The 21047-nt window shown below is 60.3% G+C and carries 21 protein-coding genes; 11 read left to right on the top strand and 10 right to left on the bottom strand.

The genetic code is table 11. The features are described 5' to 3' along the window. Positions 1-4: 4 nt before the first annotated feature. From O9X91_RS05790 to O9X91_RS05770, 5 genes are read left to right on the top strand one after another with little or no spacing between them, the layout of a single operon-like run. A complete protein-coding gene (locus O9X91_RS05790; protein WP_035220685.1) occupies positions 5-295 on the top strand; it encodes a nucleotidyltransferase family protein in 291 nt (96 codons plus the stop codon). Continuing rightward, the gene (locus O9X91_RS05785) at positions 292-654 is read left to right on the top strand and encodes a HepT-like ribonuclease domain-containing protein (RefSeq protein WP_077981505.1); all 363 of its coding nucleotides are present in this window, start codon (positions 292-294) and stop codon (positions 652-654) included. The genes O9X91_RS05790 and O9X91_RS05785 overlap by 4 nt, the downstream gene beginning before the upstream one ends. A gap of 3 nt (positions 655-657) precedes the next feature. Beyond that, a complete protein-coding gene (locus O9X91_RS05780) occupies positions 658-1158 on the top strand; it encodes an ureidoglycolate lyase (protein WP_077981506.1) in 501 nt (166 codons plus the stop codon). Next, positions 1155-1511 carry a hydroxyisourate hydrolase gene (gene uraH / locus O9X91_RS05775; RefSeq protein WP_077981507.1) on the top strand — a complete coding sequence of 119 codons (357 nt, stop codon included), beginning with the start codon at positions 1155-1157 and terminating at the stop codon, positions 1509-1511. The genes O9X91_RS05780 and uraH overlap by 4 nt, the downstream gene beginning before the upstream one ends. 5 nt (positions 1512-1516) lie before the next feature. Continuing rightward, positions 1517-2260 (top strand): metallophosphoesterase family protein, encoded by a 744-nt coding sequence (locus O9X91_RS05770; RefSeq protein ID WP_077981508.1) that lies wholly within the window; start codon positions 1517-1519, stop codon positions 2258-2260. A gap of 3 nt (positions 2261-2263) precedes the next feature. Here the strand turns inward: O9X91_RS05770 and O9X91_RS05765 are convergent, their stop codons facing one another. Next, entirely contained in the window at positions 2264-3529 is a 1266-nt protein-coding gene (locus tag O9X91_RS05765; RefSeq protein ID WP_162520319.1) for a D-alanyl-D-alanine carboxypeptidase, read from the bottom strand. A gap of 189 nt (positions 3530-3718) precedes the next feature. Here O9X91_RS05765 and O9X91_RS05760 point away from each other — a divergent pair, with 189 nt between their 5' ends. Further along, complete coding sequence (locus O9X91_RS05760; RefSeq protein WP_269833982.1) at positions 3719-4300, top strand: TetR/AcrR family transcriptional regulator; 582 nt, start codon at positions 3719-3721, stop codon at positions 4298-4300. Continuing rightward, positions 4300-4644: a DMT family transporter gene (locus O9X91_RS05755; protein WP_137410809.1), complete on the top strand. Its 345-nt coding sequence runs from the start codon at positions 4300-4302 to the stop codon at positions 4642-4644. Before O9X91_RS05760 ends, O9X91_RS05755 begins: the two co-directional genes overlap by 1 nt. A 182-nt stretch (positions 4645-4826) precedes the next feature. Here O9X91_RS05755 and O9X91_RS05750 read toward each other — a convergent pair whose 3' ends face one another. From O9X91_RS05750 to puuD, 4 genes are all read right to left on the bottom strand, one after another. Further along, a complete protein-coding gene (locus O9X91_RS05750; RefSeq protein ID WP_162520311.1) occupies positions 4827-5960 on the bottom strand; it encodes an alpha-hydroxy acid oxidase in 1134 nt (377 codons plus the stop codon). An 80-nt stretch (positions 5961-6040) separates the two neighbouring features. After that, positions 6041-6790: a sulfite exporter TauE/SafE family protein gene (locus O9X91_RS05745; RefSeq protein ID WP_269833983.1), complete on the bottom strand. Its 750-nt coding sequence runs from the start codon at positions 6788-6790 to the stop codon at positions 6041-6043. A gap of 272 nt (positions 6791-7062) precedes the next feature. Beyond that, on the bottom strand, positions 7063-8373 hold the full coding sequence (guaD, locus tag O9X91_RS05740; RefSeq protein ID WP_142911777.1) for a guanine deaminase: 1311 nt from the start codon (positions 8371-8373) through the stop codon (positions 7063-7065). Further along, positions 8370-9632, bottom strand: coding sequence for a urate hydroxylase PuuD (puuD, locus tag O9X91_RS05735; RefSeq protein WP_142911776.1), 1263 nt, complete (start codon positions 9630-9632; stop codon positions 8370-8372). Before puuD ends, guaD begins: the two co-directional genes overlap by 4 nt. Positions 9633-10139: 507 nt before the next feature. Here puuD and O9X91_RS05730 point away from each other — a divergent pair. Beyond that, a complete protein-coding gene (locus O9X91_RS05730; protein WP_162520310.1) occupies positions 10140-10478 on the top strand; it encodes a hypothetical protein in 339 nt (112 codons plus the stop codon). Here O9X91_RS05730 and O9X91_RS05725 read toward each other — a convergent pair. The 5 genes from O9X91_RS05725 to O9X91_RS05705 form a co-directional block, all read right to left on the bottom strand. After that, positions 10454-11383 (bottom strand): LysR substrate-binding domain-containing protein, encoded by a 930-nt coding sequence (locus O9X91_RS05725; protein ID WP_142911775.1) that lies wholly within the window; start codon positions 11381-11383, stop codon positions 10454-10456. The two genes, O9X91_RS05730 and O9X91_RS05725, sit on opposite strands and share 25 nt — an antisense overlap. A 237-nt stretch (positions 11384-11620) precedes the next feature. Further along, complete coding sequence (gene xdhC, locus O9X91_RS05720; protein WP_162520309.1) at positions 11621-12475, bottom strand: xanthine dehydrogenase accessory protein XdhC; 855 nt, start codon at positions 12473-12475, stop codon at positions 11621-11623. A 194-nt stretch (positions 12476-12669) separates the two neighbouring features. Further along, a complete protein-coding gene (gene xdhB / locus O9X91_RS05715; RefSeq protein ID WP_162520308.1) occupies positions 12670-15009 on the bottom strand; it encodes a xanthine dehydrogenase molybdopterin binding subunit in 2340 nt (779 codons plus the stop codon). A gap of 3 nt (positions 15010-15012) precedes the next feature. Then, positions 15013-16482 carry a xanthine dehydrogenase small subunit gene (xdhA, locus tag O9X91_RS05710; RefSeq protein WP_142911773.1) on the bottom strand — a complete coding sequence of 490 codons (1470 nt, stop codon included), beginning with the start codon at positions 16480-16482 and terminating at the stop codon, positions 15013-15015. Between the two features lie 139 nt (positions 16483-16621). After that, a complete protein-coding gene (locus tag O9X91_RS05705) occupies positions 16622-17398 on the bottom strand; it encodes a 3-hydroxybutyrate dehydrogenase (protein ID WP_142911772.1) in 777 nt (258 codons plus the stop codon). A 220-nt stretch (positions 17399-17618) separates the two neighbouring features. On the opposite strand from O9X91_RS05705, the gene O9X91_RS05700 reads away from it, so the two are divergent. The 3 genes from O9X91_RS05700 (at position 17619) to O9X91_RS05690 (ending at position 20971) form a co-directional block, all read left to right on the top strand. Next, a complete protein-coding gene (locus tag O9X91_RS05700; RefSeq protein WP_142911771.1) occupies positions 17619-18680 on the top strand; it encodes an LLM class flavin-dependent oxidoreductase in 1062 nt (353 codons plus the stop codon). 54 nt (positions 18681-18734) lie between these two features. Continuing rightward, positions 18735-19487 carry a type I methionyl aminopeptidase gene (gene map / locus O9X91_RS05695; protein ID WP_142911770.1) on the top strand — a complete coding sequence of 251 codons (753 nt, stop codon included), beginning with the start codon at positions 18735-18737 and terminating at the stop codon, positions 19485-19487. Between the two features lie 293 nt (positions 19488-19780). Further along, the gene (locus tag O9X91_RS05690; protein ID WP_142911769.1) at positions 19781-20971 is read left to right on the top strand and encodes an MFS transporter; all 1191 of its coding nucleotides are present in this window, start codon (positions 19781-19783) and stop codon (positions 20969-20971) included. Positions 20972-21047 lie beyond the last annotated feature (76 nt).

Here is a 21047-nt window from a genome sequence, read left to right as displayed (position 1 = left end):
GATCATGAGACCTTCCGAGGTGCTGGAAAAGAACAGGGAAGCGATCCGCGAAGCGACGAAACGCTTCAACGCGGCGAACCCGCGCGTGTTCGGCTCCGTCGCCCGCGGCGAGGACCGGCCGGACAGCGACCTCGATATTCTGGTGGATGCGCTGCCGGGCACGACATTGTTCGACCTTGGCGGCTTGCTGGAGGAATTGAAGGCGCTGCTTGGTGTGGAGGTCGACGTCGTCACCTCAGGCGGCCTGCATTCGGACATACGGGCGCGGGTTCTGAAGGAAGCCAAAGCGGTATGAGTACGGATCGGCTTCTGCTCTATCTGAAGGAGATGGATGTTGCCGCCTCCAGAATACGTGATTTCGTTCACGATATGGATGAGGCCGCTTTTTCTTCCGACACGCGGACGCAGATGGCGGTCATGATGGGTCTTGCCGTGATTGGCGAGGCGGTCGCCAAGCTGGATAAGCAATACCCCGCGTTTTTACAGCAGCACCCGGAGATCCCCTGGATCAAGATGAAGGGTATGCGCAATCTAATCGTGCATGATTATTTCCGGGCGGAACTCTCGGTCGTCTGGAAAACGATAACGCAGAGCATTCCGGATTTGCAGGCGCGTCTCTCCCTTCTCCGAAACTGGCATGCCCAAGGTGAATGACATTTGACTGATTTTCTCGACATAAAACCTCTCACCAAAGAGGCTTTCGCATCCTTTGGCGATGTGATCGAAACGACACCCTCTTCCATGCGGCACATCAATGGCGGCCAGACCGAGCGGCACCATGCGCTTGCAGCGCCGGAGGCTGCGGGCGAGGGTGCGCGTGTCATCCTCAATATTTTCCGCGGGCAGCCGCGGGTCTTTCCGCACGAGATTGAAATGATGGAGCGGCATCCGCTCGGCAGCCAGAGTTTTTCGCCGCTCTCCGGCCGGCCTTTCCTCGTGGTCGTCGCCGATGACGATGGCGGCCGGCCCGGCCGGCCGCAGGTGTTTCTGGCGAGGGGCGATCAGGGCGTGAACTATCGCCGCAATGTCTGGCACTATCCGCTGATGCCGTTGCAGGCGGTTTCGGATTTTCTGGTTGCCGACCGCGATGGGCCGGGTAACAATCTGGAAGAGTATTTTTTCGATGAGCCCTATATGATCGCGGAGCCCAAGCCATGACCGGTTTGACCACCCATGTCCTCGATGCCGCCCATGGCACGCCCGCGCAAGGGCTGACGATCGAGCTTTACCGGCTCTCCGGCGATCGCCGCGAAAAGCTGAAGACGGTGCAGACCAATAGCGACGGCCGTGTCGATGGGGGACCGCTGCTCGTCGGCGACAGTTTCAAGGCCGGCGAATACGAGCTGGTTTTCCATGCCGGCGATTACCTGCGCGGCAAGGGCGTGGTGCTGGCGGAGCCGGCCTTTCTCGACATTATCCCGATCCGTTTCGGCATTGCCGACGAGAGCGGCCACTACCACGTGCCGCTTCTGCTTTCGCCCTATAGCTATTCCACCTATCGAGGAAGCTGATTGCCATGATCTTTGCCGCCATTGCCGATATTCACGGAAACTGCGCAGCACTTGAAGCCGTGCTGGAGGATATCGCCCGTCTTGGCATCAAGGACATCGTCAATCTCGGCGATTGTTTCAGCGGCCCGCTGGAAGCGGGTTTTACCGGCGACGTGCTTGTTAGCAACTGGATTCCCAGCATTCGCGGCAATCATGACCGGGAACTGATCGAGCGCGCGCCGGAGGAGATGGGAAGCTGGGAAAGACCGGCGCATGCGCAGCTGAGCGCCGCCCATCTGGACTGGTTGCAAACCTTACCCTTCAGCATGGTGTTCAAGGATATCGCCTATTGCTGCCATGGCTCGCCGCTTGGTGATCTCGACTACTGGCTGGAAACGCTGTCGCCGGAAGGCGTGCTGAAACTGCGGCCGCTGACCGAAATAGAGGAGCGGGCGGAAGGTATCTCCCAGCCGCTGATGTTGTGCGGGCACACGCATATTCCCCGTGCGGTACAGCTTTCCAACGGCCGGTTGATCGTCAATCCCGGTAGCGTCGGTTGCCCCGGCTGGAAGGACGACACGCCTTTCGATCATCATGTCGAGGCGGGCCATGCGCTCGCCACCTATGCCGTGCTGGAAGAGACCGGGCGCGGCTGGCAGGTCTATTTCCGGAATATCCGCTACGACAATCTGGCCATGTCGGAAATGGCGAGGGTCAACGGCATTCCCTATCTGGCTGATGCATTGGAGAACGGCTGGCTGAAGCGGTAAGGATCACCCCTCACTGGTCATCACCACGCATGCATAGGACTGCGCCTTCAGCGCCTTGCAGGCGGCAACCGCCGAAGACTGGTCTTCGAAGCCGGTGAACCGGGCGCGGTAAAGCGTTGCCGATCCGCTTTGCACCGCTTCGGTATAGGGAGCGATCCCGGCATGGTTTCTGGCGATGTTGGAGCGGGCATTGGCGAGCAGCGAGCGGGCGGCGGCTTCGCTGTCGGTGGCGGCGATCTGCACTTCCCAGCGGCTGCGCTGGCCGACGGAGGCTGCAGCGGGTGCCGGCCGCGGAATGGCTGAAACCTGCATCATGTCGGCCACCTGATCGTTCGCTGTGGCGATCTGCATGGCGACCGGATCTGCGCGGCGGCGTTCGGCAAACATGGGCAGCGGCACGGCTGCGGGCGGCACATCGAAGGTACGGCTGACACTCGCGCTGGCGACGAGCTGTTCGGTATTGCGGCTTCTCGATGCCTGCGGCACGGCCTTGTCGAGAAGGGCGGCCATCTGGGCATCGCGGCTGCGGGCGGTCTTGCCGCCTAGCACGACGCCAACGACACGGCGGCCATTATGATTGACGGCGCTGACGAGGTTGAAGCCGGAGGCATTGGTGTAACCGGTCTTGATGCCGTCCATGCCCTTGTAGCGATACATCAGATTGTTGTGGCCGCGGATGCGTTTTCCCCGAAAGCTGAAGGATTCCATGGCGAAGAGGCGGTATTCCTTGGGAAAGTCACGCTGCAGCGCCAGGCCGAGTTTCGCCATGTCGCGCGCTGTCGTCACCTGCGATTTGCTGGGCAGGCCGGAGGCGTTGCGGAACACCGTTTTCGTCATGCCTAGCTGGCGGGCCTTGCGGGTCATCATTTGGGCAAAGCGCGCCTCCGAGCCGCCGAGATGGTCGCCCATGCCTTCCGCCATGTCGTTGGCGGATTTGACGATCATGCCATAGACGGCCTCGCGCACGGTGAAGGTCTGGCCCTGGCGTACATAGAGCTTCGAGGGGATGACCGACGCGCCGTTCTTTGACATCTTTATCTTCTGGTCCCAGCGCAGTTTCCCGGAATGCAGGGCCTCGAAGGTCATGTAAAGCGTCATCATCTTGGTGAGCGATGCGGGGTGGTTGAGCACATCGGCGTTGCGAGCGGCCAGAACCTTGCCGGTATTGGCGTCCATGATGAAATGGGCATAACCCGCCTGCGCAGGCGACGCCTGCAATGAGAGGATCGCGCAAAAGAAGGCGAGCGCGAAGACCCATGCACCCGCCATTCCCCGTTTGACCGTTCCCGACATAATTCACCCCTTTTGTTCGATCGCCGCGATGGGCGAAGTTTTACTGACACTTTCCGGCAACAAAACCGCTAAAACTTTAGAGATCGCTTTCATGCTTAATTAAGTATGAATTTCAAGCTGGCGGGCGGCCCTGCTATTTCCTTGAAAAGAAACCAACCATCCGGTATGTTTTGTGTCATGACAAATGCATATGAACGCAAGAAGCAACCCGAACTCGTGCGCCGCAATCTTCTCGATTGCGCGGCCAGACTTGCTGCTGAACAGGGTGTTGCGGCGCTCTCGGTGCAGGCGGTTGCGGACGCGGCCGGGGTGACGAAAGGCGGGTTGTTCCATCATTTCCCATCCAAGCAGGCGCTGCTGGAAGCGGTCATGGCGGACCTTCTGGCGGCTCTGGACTGTGAAATCGATGACCTCCTCTCACAGGATTGTGAAGCTTTCGGACGCTTCACGAGGGCCTATGTGAATGCAGTTTTCTCGGATCGGGGCAGGGATTCGGGGAAACAGTGGGCCGCGATTTCGGTTTCCATGGTCGGTGAACCGTCGCTTCGACGCATGTGGAACAGCTGGATCGAGGGGCGGCTTGCCCGTCATAAGGAAACGGATAATGGGGTGGTACTGGAGCTGGTGCGGCTTGCCGCTGACGGCATCTGGTTCGCCGATCTTCTGGCCGATGATGGCAGGGCAGGTGGCGACAGGGCGGCTCTCAGAGCGCGCATGATCGCGCAGACGAAGAAGGATGCAGGGTGATGAATGCAGCTGTCTTGACCTATGGAGCGCTCGTCGCCGCCATCGTCTGCGAAGTCATCGCGACCTCCTTTCTGCAACAGTCGCAGCAATTTTCCCGGTTTTTGCCGACGGTGCTGATGGCGCTGTTTTACGGTGCGGCCTTTTATCTGCTGTCGTTCACACTGCGGGCCATGCCGGTCGGCGTGGCCTATGCGATCTGGAGCGGGCTTGGCATCGTGCTGATTTCCGGGATCGGTTATTTCGTTTTCCGCCAGACGCTGGATATCGCCGCCGTCATCGGCCTCGGGTTTATCGTGACGGGGGTGGTGATTGTGAATGTTTTTTCGAAGACGGTGGGGCATTAACGGCACCCCTGCACCCTTCCTCATTCCTGCGCCCGTCACAGGAATCCAGCCGGCGCGCGTCTGCGCGACGGGGAGAGTCCTTTCGGCCCAAGGACTTGGGCTGGCTCCCTGTGAGGAGCACAGGGATGAGGGAGGCAAAGTACGACGGGGCGTTCTGAGACACTGGCTCTGAGTTATCACCATCACGCCAGAATGCTGCGATCCACATCCGTAATCAGCCGCTTGCCGCAAAGCGCCATGCTGACATCCATCTCCTTGCGGATGATCTCCAGCGCCGTGGTTACGCCCCGCTTGCCATCGGCGCCGAGGCCATAGAGGAAGGGGCGGCCGATATAGGTGCCTTTGGCGCCGAGCGCCACGGCTTTCAGCACATCCTGACCGGAGCGGACGCCGCCATCCATATGCACCTCGACCCTGTCACCGACGGCGTCGACGATCTTCGGTAGCATGGCGATGGAGGAATGCGCGCCATCAAGCTGGCGGCCGCCATGGTTGGAAACGATGATGGCGTCGGCGCCGGTATCGAGCGAGGCGCGCGCATCCTCCTCGTCAAGGATGCCCTTGAGGATAAGCTTGCCGCCCCAACGCTGCTTGATCCATTCGACGTCTTTCCACGACAGGCGCGGATCGAACTGTTCCGCCGTCCAGGAGGAGAGCGAGGAGAGGTCGGAGACGTTTTTGGCGTGGCCGACGATGTTGCCGAAGCTGCGCCGCTTGGTGCGCGCCATGTCCAGGCACCATTTCGGCCGGGTCGCCATCTGCCAGATGTGTTTCGGGGTGAATTTTGGCGGGGCCGAGAGGCCGTTGCGCAGATCCTTGTGGCGCTGGCCGAGAATTTGCAGATCGAGCGTCAGCACCAGTGCCGAGCACCCGGCGGCCTTCGCCCGGTCGATCAGATTGTTGACGAAGTCGCGGTCCTTCATCACATAGAGCTGGAACCAGAAGGGTTTCGACGTGACCGAGGCGACATCCTCGATGGAGCAGATGCTCATGGTGGAAAGCGTGAAGGGTACGCCGAATTCTTCGGCTGCTTGTGCCGCCAGCATCTCGCCATCGGCGTGCTGCATGCCGGTCAGGCCGGTGGGGGAAAGAGCCACTGGCATCGAAACCTTCTCACCGATCATTTCGGTGGCAAGCGACCGGTCGGTCATGTCGACCAGCACGCGCTGGCGCAGCTTTATCTTGGAAAAATCCTCCTCATTGGCGCGGTAGGTGCCTTCCGTCCATGCGCCGCTGTCGGCGTAGTCGAAAAACATTTTCGGCACACGGCGCTGAGCCTGTTGCTTCAGGTCCGCTATGGTCAGGATTTTGCCCATGGATAAAGCCTTCACATTTGAATGAAGGCTTCACATAGCATGGATGGCGTGGTGGCGACATCAAAATCGTCGCCGTACTGTTACCAAAATGCGCGCAGGAACAGTTCGCAGCCGAGCAGAAGCAGGCAGATGAGAAACCAACGCCGGAACGTCGCCGGGCTGACGATGCGCCGAACCTTCTGACCGAGCCACATGCCGGCAAGGGCCGGCAGGACGGCCAGCGCGGAAAGTGACAGATGCTCGACGTGAAAGGCATTCTGCGAGGCAAGCCCGGTAGCCAGTGCAATGGTTGAAACGGTGAAGGAAAGGCCGAGCGCCTGCACGAGATCGTCGCGGTTAAATCCGAGTGACTGAATATAGGGGACGGCGGGCACGACGAAAATTCCGGTGCCGCCGGTCAGAAGGCCCGTCGCCAGCCCCATGACGGGTGAGAGTTTTGGTTCCAGTCTTGCCGGAAACGAGACCGGTCTGGCAAGCAGGCTATACGTCGCGTAAACCGCAAGGCACAGGCCGAGCGCCGAGGTGGTCCAGACGCCGGTGCCCGCCGTCATCAGCCGGATGCCGATGAGGGTGCCAAGCACAATGGCTATCATCATCGGCCACAGCCGCTTCACGATGGCCCGGAAATCAGGCCCAGCCAGCAATTGCCAGATATTTGTGATGAAGGAGGGCAGGATGAGCAGGCCGGCGGCGATGACCGGCGGCATGAAGAGGCCGAGCACGCCCATGGCGACGGTGGGCAGTCCCATGCCGGTCACCCCCTTGACGATGCCGGCAACGATGAAGGTCGCGAGGATCATGAGCAGGGTGGTTGGGTCTAGATCCGGCATGGGGCACTCCAGAGGTCATTCGCATTTCGGCCGGTGACGCCAGCCAGTCATATGAAGCGAGCGGGTGCGGCACGGTTTCTTCTCCCCGCCGGGGAGAAGGTGGCCCGAAGGGTCGGATGAGGGGGCAAGCTCTCCGAATATCGCCGACGTTGCCCCCTCATCCCGCTGCCGCGGACTTCTCCCCGGCGGGGAGAAGAAACAAGGGGTATCCGCTCGCTCCATAGATATTGGTTTAAGCGAGATCGTGACCGGATGTTTCGGCCCAAGCCGAACTATGCAAGCGTGCTTTTCATCGCCTTACCGGCCACGTAGGTTTCGACGACGGTGCGGTCGTCGCCCATGGTCAGCATCAGGAAAAGTTCTTCCGTCAGGCTTTTCACCACTTCCATCTTCAGCGCCATGGCGGGTGTCGAGGAGGCGTTCAGTACGGTGATGTCGGCGTCCGTGCCGGCCTCCAGCGTGCCGATGCGATCGACCATGGAGAGGGCTTCGGCGTTGCCTCGCGTCATCAGATACCAGCTTTCCAGCGGGTTGAGACGTTCGCCCAGCAATTGCTGGATCTTGTAGGCCTCGTCCATGGTGCGCAGCATGGAATAGCTCGATCCGCCGCCGATATCGGTGGCAACCGCGATACGAACAGGCTTTTCGCGCCGTTGCAGCTTTTTCATCGGGAACAGGCCGGAGCCGATGAAGAGGTTCGAGGTGGGGCAATGTACGGCGACCGCGCCGGTTTCCGAGAGTACATCTGCCTCGCGGTCAGAGAGGTGGATGGCGTGGCCGAGCAGGGTCTTTTCGCCCATCAGGCCGTAGCGCACATAGATATCCGTATAGTCGGTCGCCTCAGGGTAAAGCTCGCAGGTATATTTGATCTCATCCAGATTTTCGGAAAGATGCGTCTGGATGAACAGATCGGGGAATTCCTGCGCCAGCGCCTGGGCGGCTTCCATCTGCTTCGGCGTGGATGTAATGGCGAAGCGGGGGGTGATGGCGACGTGGTTGCGACCCTTGCCGTGCCAGTCGGCGATGACGGCCCGGGTCTCGTCATAGGAAGTTTCCGGCGTGTCCAGCAAGCCCTGCGGGGCGTTGCGGTCCATCATCACCTTGCCGCCGACCATCAGCATGCCGCGCTTCAGGGCCTCAGCAAAAAAGGCGTCGGCGGAGGTCTTGTGCACGGAGCAATAGGCAACGGCGGTGGTGGTGCCGTGGCGCAGAAGCTCGTCGTAAAAATGCGTGGCGATGCGCTGGGCGTGGGCAGTTTCGACGAAACGGCATTCTTCCGGGAAGGTATAGGTGTTCAGCCATTCCAAGAGATTGGCGGCATAGGAGCCGATGACCTGCATCTGCGGGAAATGCAGGTGCATGTCGATGAGGCCGGGCACGATGAGATGCGGGCGGTGGTCCTTTTCCTCGACGTTTTCGGGGGCTTGCTTGCGGATATCGGCATAGTCGCCAATGGCAGCGATCCTGCCGTCTTCGATCAGCAGGCCACCGTCTTCGATATAGACATAGCTTTGCGTATCGTCGATTGCGAGCGGCGCGCGGCGGAAGCTCAGCAGACGGCCACGCAGCAGAACCATGCTCATTCGGTTTTTCCTTCGGCTTTTCCAGCCCCGGAAACCGCACTTTCATACCATGCGGTCAGCAGCTTGCGCTCATCCGGGGTGATGGCGGTGATGTTGCCGGGAGGCATGGCATGGCTGCGGCCGGCTTGCAAATAGATTTCGCGCGCATGGGCGGCGATCTGTTCGTCGGTTTCGAGCTTCACCGATTTCGGTGTGAAGGGCACGCCTTCCCACACCGGTTCGGCCGCATGGCACATGGAACAGCGGCCCTGAACCACATCACGCGCCTTGGCAAAATGGGCGTCGCTGACGAATTGCTGTTGCATGGGGGAGAGGGTGGCGGCCTTCTGCTCTTCTTCGCCGGTCAGCACCTTCGGCACGGTGGAAAGCCACATGATGACGATGAAGATGAGCGCGGTCGCGAGCCAGGTCCAAGTCGGCTTGCCCTTGCGGGCGTGGGTGGTGTTGAACCAGTGGCGGATGGTGACGCCCATCAGGAACACCAGCGCTGCGATGATCCAGTTGAACTCAGTCGCGAAAGCCAGCGGATAATGGTTCGACAGCATGAAGAAGATGACGGGCAACGTCAGATAGTTGTTGTGTAGCGAGCGCTGCTTGGCGATGCGGCCATATTTCGGGTCCGGCGTGCGCCCGGCGATCAGGTCAGCGACGACGATCTTCTGGTTGGGGATGATGATGAAGAACACATTCGCCGACATGATGGTGGCGGTAAACGCGCCGAGATGCAGGAACGCGGCGCGGCCGGTGAAGACCTGCGTATAACCCCAGGCCATCGCCACCAGCGCGACATAGAGCACGACCATCAGGCCCCAGGTATTGTTGCCGAGCGGCGATTTGCAGAGGAAATCATAAAACAGCCAGCCAATGGCCAGCGATGCAAGCGACAGGCCGATGGCCTGGAACTGGGTGAGCGCCAGCACCGAATGATCGATGAGGAAGAGATCGGCGCCGCCATAATAAACGATGCAGAGCATGGCGAAGCCGGAAAGCCAGGTGACGTAGCTTTCCCATTTGAACCATGTCAGGTGCTCGGGCATGCGGGCAGGGGCGACCAGATATTTCTGAATGTGGTAAAAGCCGCCGCCATGCACCTGCCATTCCTCGCCATAGGCACCCGGCGGCATATCCGGGCGTTTGACCAGCCCGAGATCGAGCGCGATGAAATAAAAGGATGAGCCGATCCAGGCGATGGCGGTGATGACGTGGAGCCAGCGGACGGCAAAGGCCATCCATTCCCACGCAATGGCGTATTCGTACATGCGGTTCCCCTGATCCTTGTGCAGCGCACCTTGCGAGAAATTTGGCCTTTAGGGAAGGGGAAAGCAAAGCTTGGCGCGCGATTGTTCACAATCCGATGCTCTTGTGTCTGCAATATCAGTTTGTTGTATCCTTTAGCGTGGGTTGGCCCGGTAAAGTTGCACTAGCTCATTCCTGTCGCATCGTTTGTGCTTAGCTGGCTAACGCGACTCAGCTATTATCCTTTGTGCAGTCTGCTGATGTGCTAAAATATAAGGCTGCGGAGTCCTGTAGGGCGTCTTGCCGGAAATCCATTCCGGTTTTATGCGCGATACGCAGGGCTTCCATGACATGTTTCGCTGGCGGTTCTTCCGGAAGCGGGCGCTGCGAACCCTGGGTGGGGGCAGATCAGGGGGCAGGTATCGCAGTTCCCGGCGCCGTTGTGTCCGGGTAAGTGTTGATGTGAAATTTGAATAAAGGGACGCAATGATCTTCCGGCTGCCGCCGTTGTTTCAACGGAGACCATGCCGATGCGCCTTGTTCTGACGGTCCTCTTCCTATCTCTGGCGTTCAGCGCCACCGCGCTTGCCCATGAATCCCACAAGGGGTTTAAATATGAAAGCTATTGCTGCAATGGCGACGCCGAAACCGGCGACTGCCAGATGATCCCCACGCGCAGTGTTCGTGTCACGTCCGACGGTTACGAGGTCTCGCTCGCGCCCGGCGATCACCGCATGGTCACGCGACGCCACGTCTTCAACTGGTCGCAGCGCGAGGCAAGACGATCCGAAGATGGCGAATATCATCTCTGCCTGTTTCCGGATGAGGATACGCCGCGCTGTTTTTACGCGCCGGACATGGGGTTTTGAGGCGGTTGCTGCGGATGGCTTTCTTCGATCCGCTTCAATATCCAGTCGCGAAACAGTTTGATCTTGCGGATGTTCCTGCGGTTTTCGGGGTAAACCAGCCAATAGTTCTTACCTTCGCTGCTGAGGTGTTCGAAGGGCTGGTAAAGGCGGCCGAGGGCAATCTCATCGGCATAGAGTTCAGGGGTGAGCATGGCCACCCCTTGGCTGGCGATCGCGGCGGCGGCTTCGAAGGCCTGTACATTGAGGCGGCTGCGAGGATAACGATTTAGGCCGGGATTTTCGACGCCGACTTCCTGGAACCATTGGCTCCACCAGATATCGCCGGGATCGATGATGCGCAGGCGCAGCAGGTCTTCCGGTTTGTGCAATCCGCCGATGCTTTCGGCAAGGCTCGGATGCAGCATCGGCGTATAAACGCCGCGCAGCAATTGATGATAGATAAGCCCTTTGCCGTTATCTTTGCTCCAGCGAATGGCGACATCGCAATCGGATTGGGAAAAATCGATCAATGTCCCCGACGTTTCCAACCGCACGGCGATGGAAGGATGTTCGAGCTGGAAAGCTCCCAGATGCCGCGAGAGCCAGCGCGAAGCAAAGGTGGCCGTGGAATGGATGGTCAAGGTGGCGTCAGGCGTGTCACGCACACTATCTACGGCCTCCTGTAACGTATTGAAAGCTTCGGCGACTTTCGGCGCGAGTTTCTGCCCGGCCTCGGTCAGCGAAACCTGCCGCGCCCTTCTGATGAAGAGCGGCTCGCCGATATTCTCTTCCAGCAGTTTCACCTGATAGCTCACCGCCGTCTGCGTCATGCCCAGTTCCTCACCGGCCTTGGTGAAACTGAGATGCCTTGCGGCGGCTTCGAACACCCGCAGGGCGTTCAGCGGGAACTGGCGCGACATTTTCATGGATAAGTTCTCTTTATGTCAATTGCCGAAGGTTTCATTGGTTTTTCTCCGGAAAACAGAGCATTTTTAGCTCAATTCATCAACTGAGCTTCTGACATTTTTGAATGGAGACGAACATGCGCACAGCACTCTTGCGCGCGTGGTCCCGCCTGCGTGCGGGTCTGCGGACAGCGGAACGGTTTACCCTTGAAAGCCTTCAACCCGACAATCTGGCGGATGAAAGCCTGCCGGATGGGCTCAGGCGTGATCTTGGCCTTGAGGATGGCCGTGTCGATTTTCGCTGCGACGGATTTCGGCAACGGAAAATGCTTGCAGCAACTCGGCTGCCACAAGGGCCGCTATGACGGCGGGACGCTTGTCCCTGACGCCTGTGCCGCCGATGGGCAGGGTGAGCTTTGCAAGGCGGGACAGGGGCTCTCCCTCCCGCTCCAGCCAATGGGCGAAGGTGGCGCGTTTGGTCTTCGAGCCGATCATGCCGACATAAGCGAGATCGCTGCGGGCAAGCGCCTCCTTCGCAATGAGGAAATCAAGCGCGTGATCATGGGTCACGATGACGGCCGCGCCGTTTGCCGGGATTTTCGCAACGAGTGCTTCCGGCATGGGGGTGAGTACCGACGCCACCGCCTGTGAAAGATCGCGCAGCTCGCCTTCACGTGTTTCCACCACCGTGAGTGTGAGGGGGAGCAGCGACAGGGCATCTGCCAGCGCCTTGCCGACATGGCCTGCGCCGAAAATGAAGACGGCGGACTGCCGCTCGGCTTCGCCCTTCAGCCGCGCCTCAAGCGTGGCTGATATCTCCGCCGTTATCAGCCGGAAGCGGATGAGGGTACGCCCGCCGCAGCATTGGCCGATTTCCGGCCCAAGCGGAATATCCATGCGGTCTTCGGTCGTCCCTGTTCGCAGCATGGCGCGGGCGTGGTCTATCGCCATATATTCGAATTGCCCGCCGCCGATGGTTTCCCACAAGGCTTCCTGGCTGACCAGCATGAAGGTGCCAGCCTCGCGTGGGGATGAGCCTTTCACTGCCTCGATTTCCACGAGGATGGTGGGGGCAGGGCGGGCGAGGAAGGCGGAGAGGGAGGCGTCAGGCATTGGGGCTGGCCCCCTCATCCGGCGCTGCGCGCCACCTTCTCCCCGGCGGGGAGAAGAAACCCGGAACACTGGCTCCGCCCACCTCAAATGTTTTAAGGACGTGCGAGACGGCGCGGCATATTTCTTCTCCCCGCCGGGGAGAAGGTGGCCCGAAGGGACGGATGAGGGGGCTCGGCCGCATGGACACTTCCCCCTCACACCTTCTTCAACCGTTCCACCGCCATCAAAACGCGCTCCGGCGTTGCCGGGGCATCGAGGCGTGGGCAGACCTTGTAGTCGGCGACGGAGGCGACGGCCATGGAGAGCGCTTCGAGAACCGAGATCGCCAGCATGAAGGGCGGCTCGCCCACGGCCTTAGAGCGGCCGATGGTGGGTTCGGCATTTTCCGCCCATTCCGCCAGCCTGACGTTAAAGCTCTTCGGCCGGTCGGAGGCAAGCGGAATCTTGTAGGTGGAAGGTGCATGGGTGCGTAGCCGCCCCTTGCCGTCCCACCACAGTTCCTCCGTGGTCAGCCAGCCCATGCCCTGCACGAAAGCGCCTTCGATCTGGCCGATATCGATGGCCGGGTTCAGCGACTTGCCGACATCGTGGAGGATATCGGTGCGTTCCATCAAATATTCGCCAGTCAGCGTGTCGATCGACACTTCCGAACAGGCCGCGCCATAGGCGAAATAATAAAACGGTGTGCCACGGCCGGCGGCGCGATCCCAGTGGATTTTTGGCGTCTTGTAAAAACCGGCGGCCGATAGTTGGACGCGGGCGAAATAAGCCTTTTTGACGAAATCGTTGAAGGCGATTTCTTCAAGCCCGATGCGCACCCGGTTTGGCAGGAAGACAACCTCTTCTTCCGGCACGTTCCAGTTCTCCGCGGCGAATTTGACGAGGCGCTCGCGAATCTGGCGGGCGGCGTCATAAGCGGCCATGCCGTTCAGGTCCGTACCGGAGGAGGCGGCGGTGGCCGACGTGTTCGGCACCTTGCCCGTCGTCGTGGCGGTGATTTTCACCCTGTTGATATCCACCTGGAAGGCATCGGCCACCACCTGCGCCACCTTGGTGTAAAGGCCCTGACCCATTTCGGTGCCGCCATGGTTCAGGTGGATGGAGCCGTCATTATAGATATGCACCAGCGCGCCCGCCTGATTGAAGGCGGTCATGGTGAAGGAGATGCCGAACTTGACGGGGGTGAGCGCGATACCCTTGCGGATGATCGGGCTTGTCCTGTTGAAATCCACGATTGCCTGCCGGCGCGCACGATAGTCGCTGGAGGTTTCCAGTTCCTCGACGACGCGGGCGATGATGTTGTCTTCGACTTCCTGATGATAGGGCGTTGTGGTGCGGCCGGAGCCGGTCTCGCCGTAGAAATTCAGTTTGCGGATATCGAGCGGATCCTTGCCGACGGCATAGGCGATTTCTTCGATGAAACGTTCCGCCCCCAGCATGCCCTGCGGGCCGCCGAAACCGCGAAAGGCGGTGTTGGAGACCGTGTGGGTTTTCAGGGGCCGGGAGGTCAGATGCACATTCGGGTAGAAATAGCTTGAATCGGCATGGAACAGCGCACGGTCGGTGACCGGCCCGGACAGATCGGAGGAAAAACCGCAGCGTGCGGCATAGGTGGCATCGACAGCGTGGATGCGACCTTCATCATCGAAGCCCAGCTCGTAATCGACGCGGAAATCGTGGCGCTTGCCGGTGGCGCTCATGTCCTCGTCGCGGTCGGGGCGGATTTTCACGGCCCGGTTCAGCTTCTTGGCGGCGATGGCGCAAAGGGCTGCGAACTGGTTGCCCTGCGTTTCCTTGCCGCCGAAACCGCCACCCATGCGGCGCACCTGCACCGTGACGGCATTGGATGGCACCTGCAGGATATGGCTGACGATATGCTGGATTTCGCTTGGATGCTGGGTGGAACTCCACAGCGTCACTTCGTCATCTTCACCCGGCACGGCCATGGCGATATGGCTTTCGAGATAAAAATGCTCCTGCCCGCCGATGCGCATCGTGCCGGTGAGGCGGCGTGGTGCGACATCCATCTCCAGCTTCGCATCGCCACGTTTCAGCGTCATCGGGTCGATGACGAGCGCGCCGCCATTTTCGATTGCGGTATCGATATCTGTGAAATGCGGTAGGTCCTTATAGGTGATCTTTGCCTTGCGTGCGGCCTTGCGGGCGATATCGCGGGTTTCGGCAAAGACGGCGAAGACCGGCTGGCCGTGGAATTCGACCTTTGTCTCCGCCAGCAGCGGCTCATCGTGACGACCGCCGGAAGAGACATCGTTTTCGCCGGGCACGTCCTTGCCCGTCATCACCCAAAGTACGCCCGGTGTGGCCTCCACTTCGGAGAGGTCCATCGTGATGATTTCCGCGTGAGCACGGTCGGCAAGGCCGAGTGCGCCGTGGACGAGGCCGGCGGGTTCGGGAATGTCATCGATATATTCGGCGCTGCCGGTCACATGCTTGTGGGCGGAATCATGCCGGAGCGAGGTGTGCATCGGGCCGTCGATTTCGGTCTTGGTCTTGTCGAAGCTTGTGGTGTCCATGGTTCAAGCCTCCTCCAGCGTGAAACGTGCAAGTTCCTGCTTTTCGCCTGATGTCTCCAGGAAGAATCGTATCAGCAGGTTCTTCGCCGTCAGTTGGCGATATTCGGCGGTCGCGCGCCAATCCGTCAGCGGGGTGAAATCCTCATCCAGCGCATCGCGCGCCGCGTCGATCGTTTCCTGCGACCACTCTTTCCCGAGAAGCGCGGCCTCCAGATGTGCAGCGCGTTTCGGCGTGCCGGCCATGCCGCCGAAGGCGATGCGGATGTCGTCGACTGCGCCATCGGCATCGAGCGTCAGATTGAAGGCGGCGCAGAGCGCGGAAATATCCTCGTCGCGGCGTTTGGAAATCTTGTAGACAGCGTAGTGACTTTCCGGCGTCTGGAACGGAATGAAAAGCTTCTCGACGAATTCACCGCTCAGCCGGTCCTGTTTGCCGTAATCGATGAAGTAGCTTTCCAGCGGCACGGTGCGGCTGCCGGAGGACGAGCGCAGGGTGAGCGTGGCCCCGAGGGCGATCAGCGCCGGTGGGGTGTCGCCGATGGGCGAGCCGTTGGCGATATTGCCGCCGATGGTGCCCATATTGCGCACCTGTTCGCCGCCGAGCCGATCAAACAACCGGGCAAGCGGCGGGAAGTGCTCCGCGATGGTCTTGAAGGCCTGGCTGTAGGTGACGCCGGCGCCCAGTGTCACGCCCTCTTCACCCACGGTGATGGTCTGCAGGTCGCCGAGATTGTTGATGAAGATGACAGGGTTCAGCGCCCGCATCTGCTTTGTTACCCACAGGCCGACATCGGTGGAGCCGGCGACGATGGTCGCCTTCGGTTCGGCAGCGTAAATCTCGGTCAGCTCGGCCAGCGTCGCTGGAATGATGGTGCGGCCCTCGCCGTGGGTGACGGTGATCGTTTCATTGGCGCGGATCGCCCAGAGCCTTGCCATGATATCGGTGCGGTCGCGTTGCAGCGGGTCGAAGAGGGCGCTCGGGCGCGCGGCGGCGATCTTTTCGGCGGCGCGGACTATCGGCTCATACCCCGTGCATCGACAGAGATTGCCTTGCAGCGCCTTTTCGATGTCGGCGCCGCCGGGGTTTTCGCTTGATAGCCACAGGCCGTAGAGCGACATGATGAAGCCCGGCGTGCAGAAACCGCATTGCGAGCCGTGGAAATCCACCATCGCCTGCTGTACGGGGTGCAGCGTGCCGTCGCGCGCGGCCAGATGCTCCACCGTGACGATATGGGCGCCGTGCAGCGAACCTAAAAAGCGGATGCAGGCATTGACGCTTTCATATCGCAGAGAACCGTCCAGCAGCCGCCCGACCAGCACCGTGCAGGCGCCGCAGTCGCCTTCGGCGCAGCCTTCCTTGGTCCCGGTCAACCGCTTGTTGATGCGGAGATAATCGAGAAGCGTGTCTGTCGGTCCGAAACCCTTCAGCGAGATGGTTTCGCTGTTGAGGATGAAACTGATCGCGTCGTTCATGCAATGCCCTGCTTTTTTTGACCGGCTGCCGAGCCGGTTTCTTGTGATTATCCCTGCGCATCATATGCACGCCGCCGCGCGCATATCGATTTCCGTTTTGGCAATTCATTATTTCCAAACCGGAAAGAAAGTTCGGCAATTATTGCGCCGTCCAGCCGCCATCCACGGAAATATGCGTGCCGGTAATGTTGCTTGCGGCATCGCTTGCCAGAAATACGGCCGCGGCGGCCACATCGTCGACGGTGACGAATTGCTTGGTTGCCTGCAACTCCAGCATCACATCGTTCTTCACCGCCTCTTCGCTGATGCCACGCACCTTGGCCATCTCAGGTATCTGCTTTTCAACCAGCGGGGTCAGCACATAACCGGGACAAATGGCGTTGACGGTGACGCCGGTCTGCGCAAGCTCCAGCGCCGCCGTTTTCGTCAGGCCCATGATGCCGTGTTTGGCCGCCACATAGGCCGATTTGAACGGCGAGGCGACAAGGCCGTGGGCGGATGCGATGTTGATGATACGGCCTTTTCCGGCCTTCTTCATCAGTGGTATCGCAGCGCGCATGCTATGGAAGGAACTGGTCAGATTGATGGCGATGATCCAGTCCCATTTTTCCGTCGGGAATTCTTCGATGGGCGCGATGTGCTGGATACCGGCATTGTTGACGAGCACATCCACCGAGCCGAGCTTTTCGTGCGAGGATTGAATGAGATCGGCGATCTCGTCCGGTTTCGTCATATCGGCAGGGTGATAAAGCACGCGCCCGCCGCTTTCGGCCTCCAGCAGCAGACGCAACTTCTCAATTTCGTCCTCATCGCCGAAGCCGTTCAGCACGATATTGGCGCCGTCGCGCGCAAATCGCTGGGCAATGCCAAGGCCGATGCCGCTTGTGGAGCCTGTCACGATAACTGTCCGATGCATGCTTTCCCCTTTTTGCATTACTTCGCACATATTTAAGCAGCCTATGCCCAAAGGGGGCAGGCTGGCAATCGCCATTTAGGATTGAGCGCGCAAGGCGGCTCGTGTGGGTGCGACCATCGATTTTTTCGACGCCAAGCATCCAGATTTTGCGGCAGATTTTGCGTTTGCCTGCGGGGGCTCCCGTCCCTATCTCTGAGGCAAGCAAACAGAGGTATCGTTTATGGAACTCGGTCTTTACACATTCGCGGATGTCAATCCCAACCCCGCCGATGGCCGCGGGCCGGAGGGAGCACGCCGGCTGCGAGAACTCATCGAAGAGATCGAGCTTGCCGATCAGGTCGGGCTCGATGTTTTTGGCCTGGGTGAGCATCATCGTCCGGATTATGTCGTTTCCTCTCCCTCCACCGTGCTTGCGGCGGCGGCGGTAAAGACGAAGAATATTCGCCTGACGAGCGCCGTTTCGGTGCTGAGTTCAGATGACCCCATTCGCGTGTTCCAGCAGTTTTCGACCGTCGATCTCCTCTCGAACGGCCGTGCCGAGATCATGGCCGGGCGCGGTTCTTTCATCGAATCCTACCCGCTGTTCGGTTACGATCTCGAAGATTACGACGTGCTCTTCGCCGAAAAGCTCGATCTGCTGCTGGCGCTGCGCGAACAGGAAATCGTCACCTGGTCCGGCACCAAACATCCGGCCATCAATGGTCGCGGTGTTTATCCGCGTCCGTTGCAGGAGCGTCTGCCGGTCTGGATCGCGGTTGGCGGCACGCCGCAATCGATGGCGCGGGCGGGCGCCATGGGCCTGCCGGTGGCGCTTGCCATTATCGGCGGTGAATATCGCCGTTTCGCACCGCTGTTCGATCTTTACCACGAGGCCGCGCGCCGGGCGGGCCAGGAAAAGACCAAGCTGCGCACCAGCATCAATGTGCACGGCTTCATTGCCGACACCACCGACAAGGCGGCGGACCAATTTTACGGACCGCAGGCGGAGGTGATGAACCGCATCGGCCGCGAACGCGGCTGGGGGCCGACGAACCGCGCGCATTTCGATGCGGCACGCGGGCCGGAGGGTAATCTCTTCCTCGGTGAGCCGGAGCTGGTGGCGGAAAAGATCATCAAGGCGCATGGCGTGTTCAGGAATGATCGCTTTCTGTTGCAGATGGCCATCGGCCTGATGCCGCATGACCAGATCATGCGCGGCATTGAGCTTTATGGTACGAAAGTCGCCCCACTCGTCAGAAAAGAATTGACGGGGAGCGCCGATCCGGTGAAAGCCACGGCCTGATGATTACCAAGGTGGGCGTTTCGAGACCCGCCATACACAATAACGGACAGAGACATGGTCATTTCCACCGAAGAAGAACTTGATCTGCTGAAGGATATCGGTCGCTTGTGCGCCGTTGCCATGCAGACAATGGCGGACGCGCTGGAACCGGGCATCACCACGGCCGAGCTGGACGCCATCGGCCGTAAGGTGCTGGAGGATAACGGTGCGCAATCGGCGCCGGAATTCTGCTACAAGTTTCCCGGCGCGACCTGCATCAGCGTCAACGAGGAAGTGGCCCATGGCATTCCCGGCCCGCGCATCATCAAGGCCGGCGATCTCGTCAATATCGACGTTTCGGCGGTGAAGAACGGCTTTTTCGGCGATACAGGTTCGTCCTTCGCCGTGCCGCCTGTCAAAAAGGAAATCGAGCGGCTTTGCCGCGATGGCAAGCGCGCCATGTGGACAGGCCTGCAGCAGGTGAAAACCGGTCGGCCCTTCGCCGATATCGGCAATGCCATCGGTGCCTTTGCCAAAAAGAACCGTTACACGCTGATCACCAATCTCGCCAGCCACGGCATTGGCCGTTCCCTGCATGAGGAGCCAAAGGAACTGGCGACCTGGCCGGATAAGGACGAGCGCCGCATCATGCAAGAAGGCATGGTGTTCACTGTCGAGCCGTTTCTCTCGACGGGGGCCTATTGGGCCGAGGACGGCGACGATGATCCATGGACGCTCTATAGTGACCCGAGCGCGCCGACGGTGCAATATGAGCATACCGTGGTGGCGACGAAAAACGGGCCGCTGGTGCTGACGCTTGCGGATTGACGGCCACCTGCCTCCGTCACCCTCACTTTTAAGGTCGGAGCGAGCGCGTGCCGCTTGTTTCTTCTCCCCGAGGGGGAGAAGTCCGCGGCAGCGGGATGAGGGGGCAAGCTCTCCGAAGTCCGGCAACGTTCCCCCTCATCCGACCCTTCGGGCCACCTTCTCCCCCTCGGGGAGAAGAATCACGGCACCCTCGGAGCGCATCGCCACTCACCGCGTGACCGATAACGACCGCTTATAACGCCGATCAAAATAACTCGCTTGTCGCCTATCCGCCCGGTTGCGATAAGCCATGCATGAGCATCGACAAGCCACTTTCCGCCAGACATCTGACCGCACTCGGATTTTCCGGGGCGCTGATGATGGCCTCCGCCATGGGTTTCGGCCGTTTTTCCTTCACGCCCATCCTGCCTGGCATGATGGCCGACGTTCCGCTTTCGGCGGGGGATGCGGGGATCGTGGCGGCCGGGAATTTCGCCGGTTATCTGGCCGGGGCGGTTCTGGCGGCCTATTCGTGGGGATCAGGGCGGGAACGGCTGGTGGCGCTTTGCGGCCTGTTTTCCACCGGGGCATTGTTGCTTGCCATGGCGGCTTTCAATTCCGTCGCGGCCTTCACCGTCATCCGGTTTCTGGCCGGCGTCGCCAGTGCGCTGACCATGATCTTCACCTCGCAGATCGTTATCGGCCATGCCGTTAAGGCGGGCAGGGACAGCGTTCAGGCGCTGCATTATGGCGGTGTCGGGGCCGGTATCGCGATCTCCTCGCTTGCGGTCTATCTGATTGGCGTCGTTTTTGACGGCGGCGGCTCCTCGTGGAGAGAGGAATGGATTGCCGGCGCGGTCTTTTCCTTTCTCACCTTTCTCCTTGTCTTTCGCGTGCTTCCCGCTGGCCCGCCGCGGCATGCATCTTCGGCGGCGGAACCGCCGCTTGTCTGGACAAGGCCCCTGTTTCTGACGACGCTCGCTTATGGGCTTTTCGGCTTCGGTTACGTCATCACCGCCACTTTTATCGTGGCGATTGCCCGGATGGCCGCTGCCGGTGCTTTCGTGGAGTTTCTGGCTTGGTTCATCACCGGCTGCGCAGCTGCCATTTCGCTGTTCCTGTGGAAACCGGTGTTGAAATCGCAGGGGCTAAAGCGCGCTTTCGTTATCGTGCTGGCGTTGGAAGCTGTCGGTGTCTTCGCTTCGGTGATGCTGCCGCCGGTGCCGGGCGTTCTCGCCGGCGGCCTGCTTCTCGGGCTGACCTTCATGGTCATCACCGCTTATGGCCTGCAACTCGGCCGGGAATTTGCAGGCCCGAGCCCACGTCGCGCCTTTGCGCTGATGACGGCCGCTTTCGGCACGGGCCAGATCGTCGGGCCGCTTGCCGCCGGCTGGATTGCCGAGGTGACGGGAAGTTTTACCGCGCCCAGCATTCTCGCTTCCGCCGTGCTCGTTGTCAGCATTCTGCTGATGTTGCCGGTGCTCGCCACGGAGCGGCGGCGCTAGGCCGCTGACCGTCTCTTCCGCCTTTCATTCGCTGTTTCCGGGGGCGTCGCCCGCCGTCTGCGCCTTACATCTTGTT

The organism is Agrobacterium salinitolerans, from assembly GCF_027498475.1.
In the GTDB taxonomy this organism is placed as follows: Bacteria; Pseudomonadota; Alphaproteobacteria; order Rhizobiales; family Rhizobiaceae; genus Agrobacterium; species Agrobacterium salinitolerans.
Note: the sequence above shows the minus strand (reverse complement) of the source record. Positions and strands in the feature narration are given on the sequence as shown.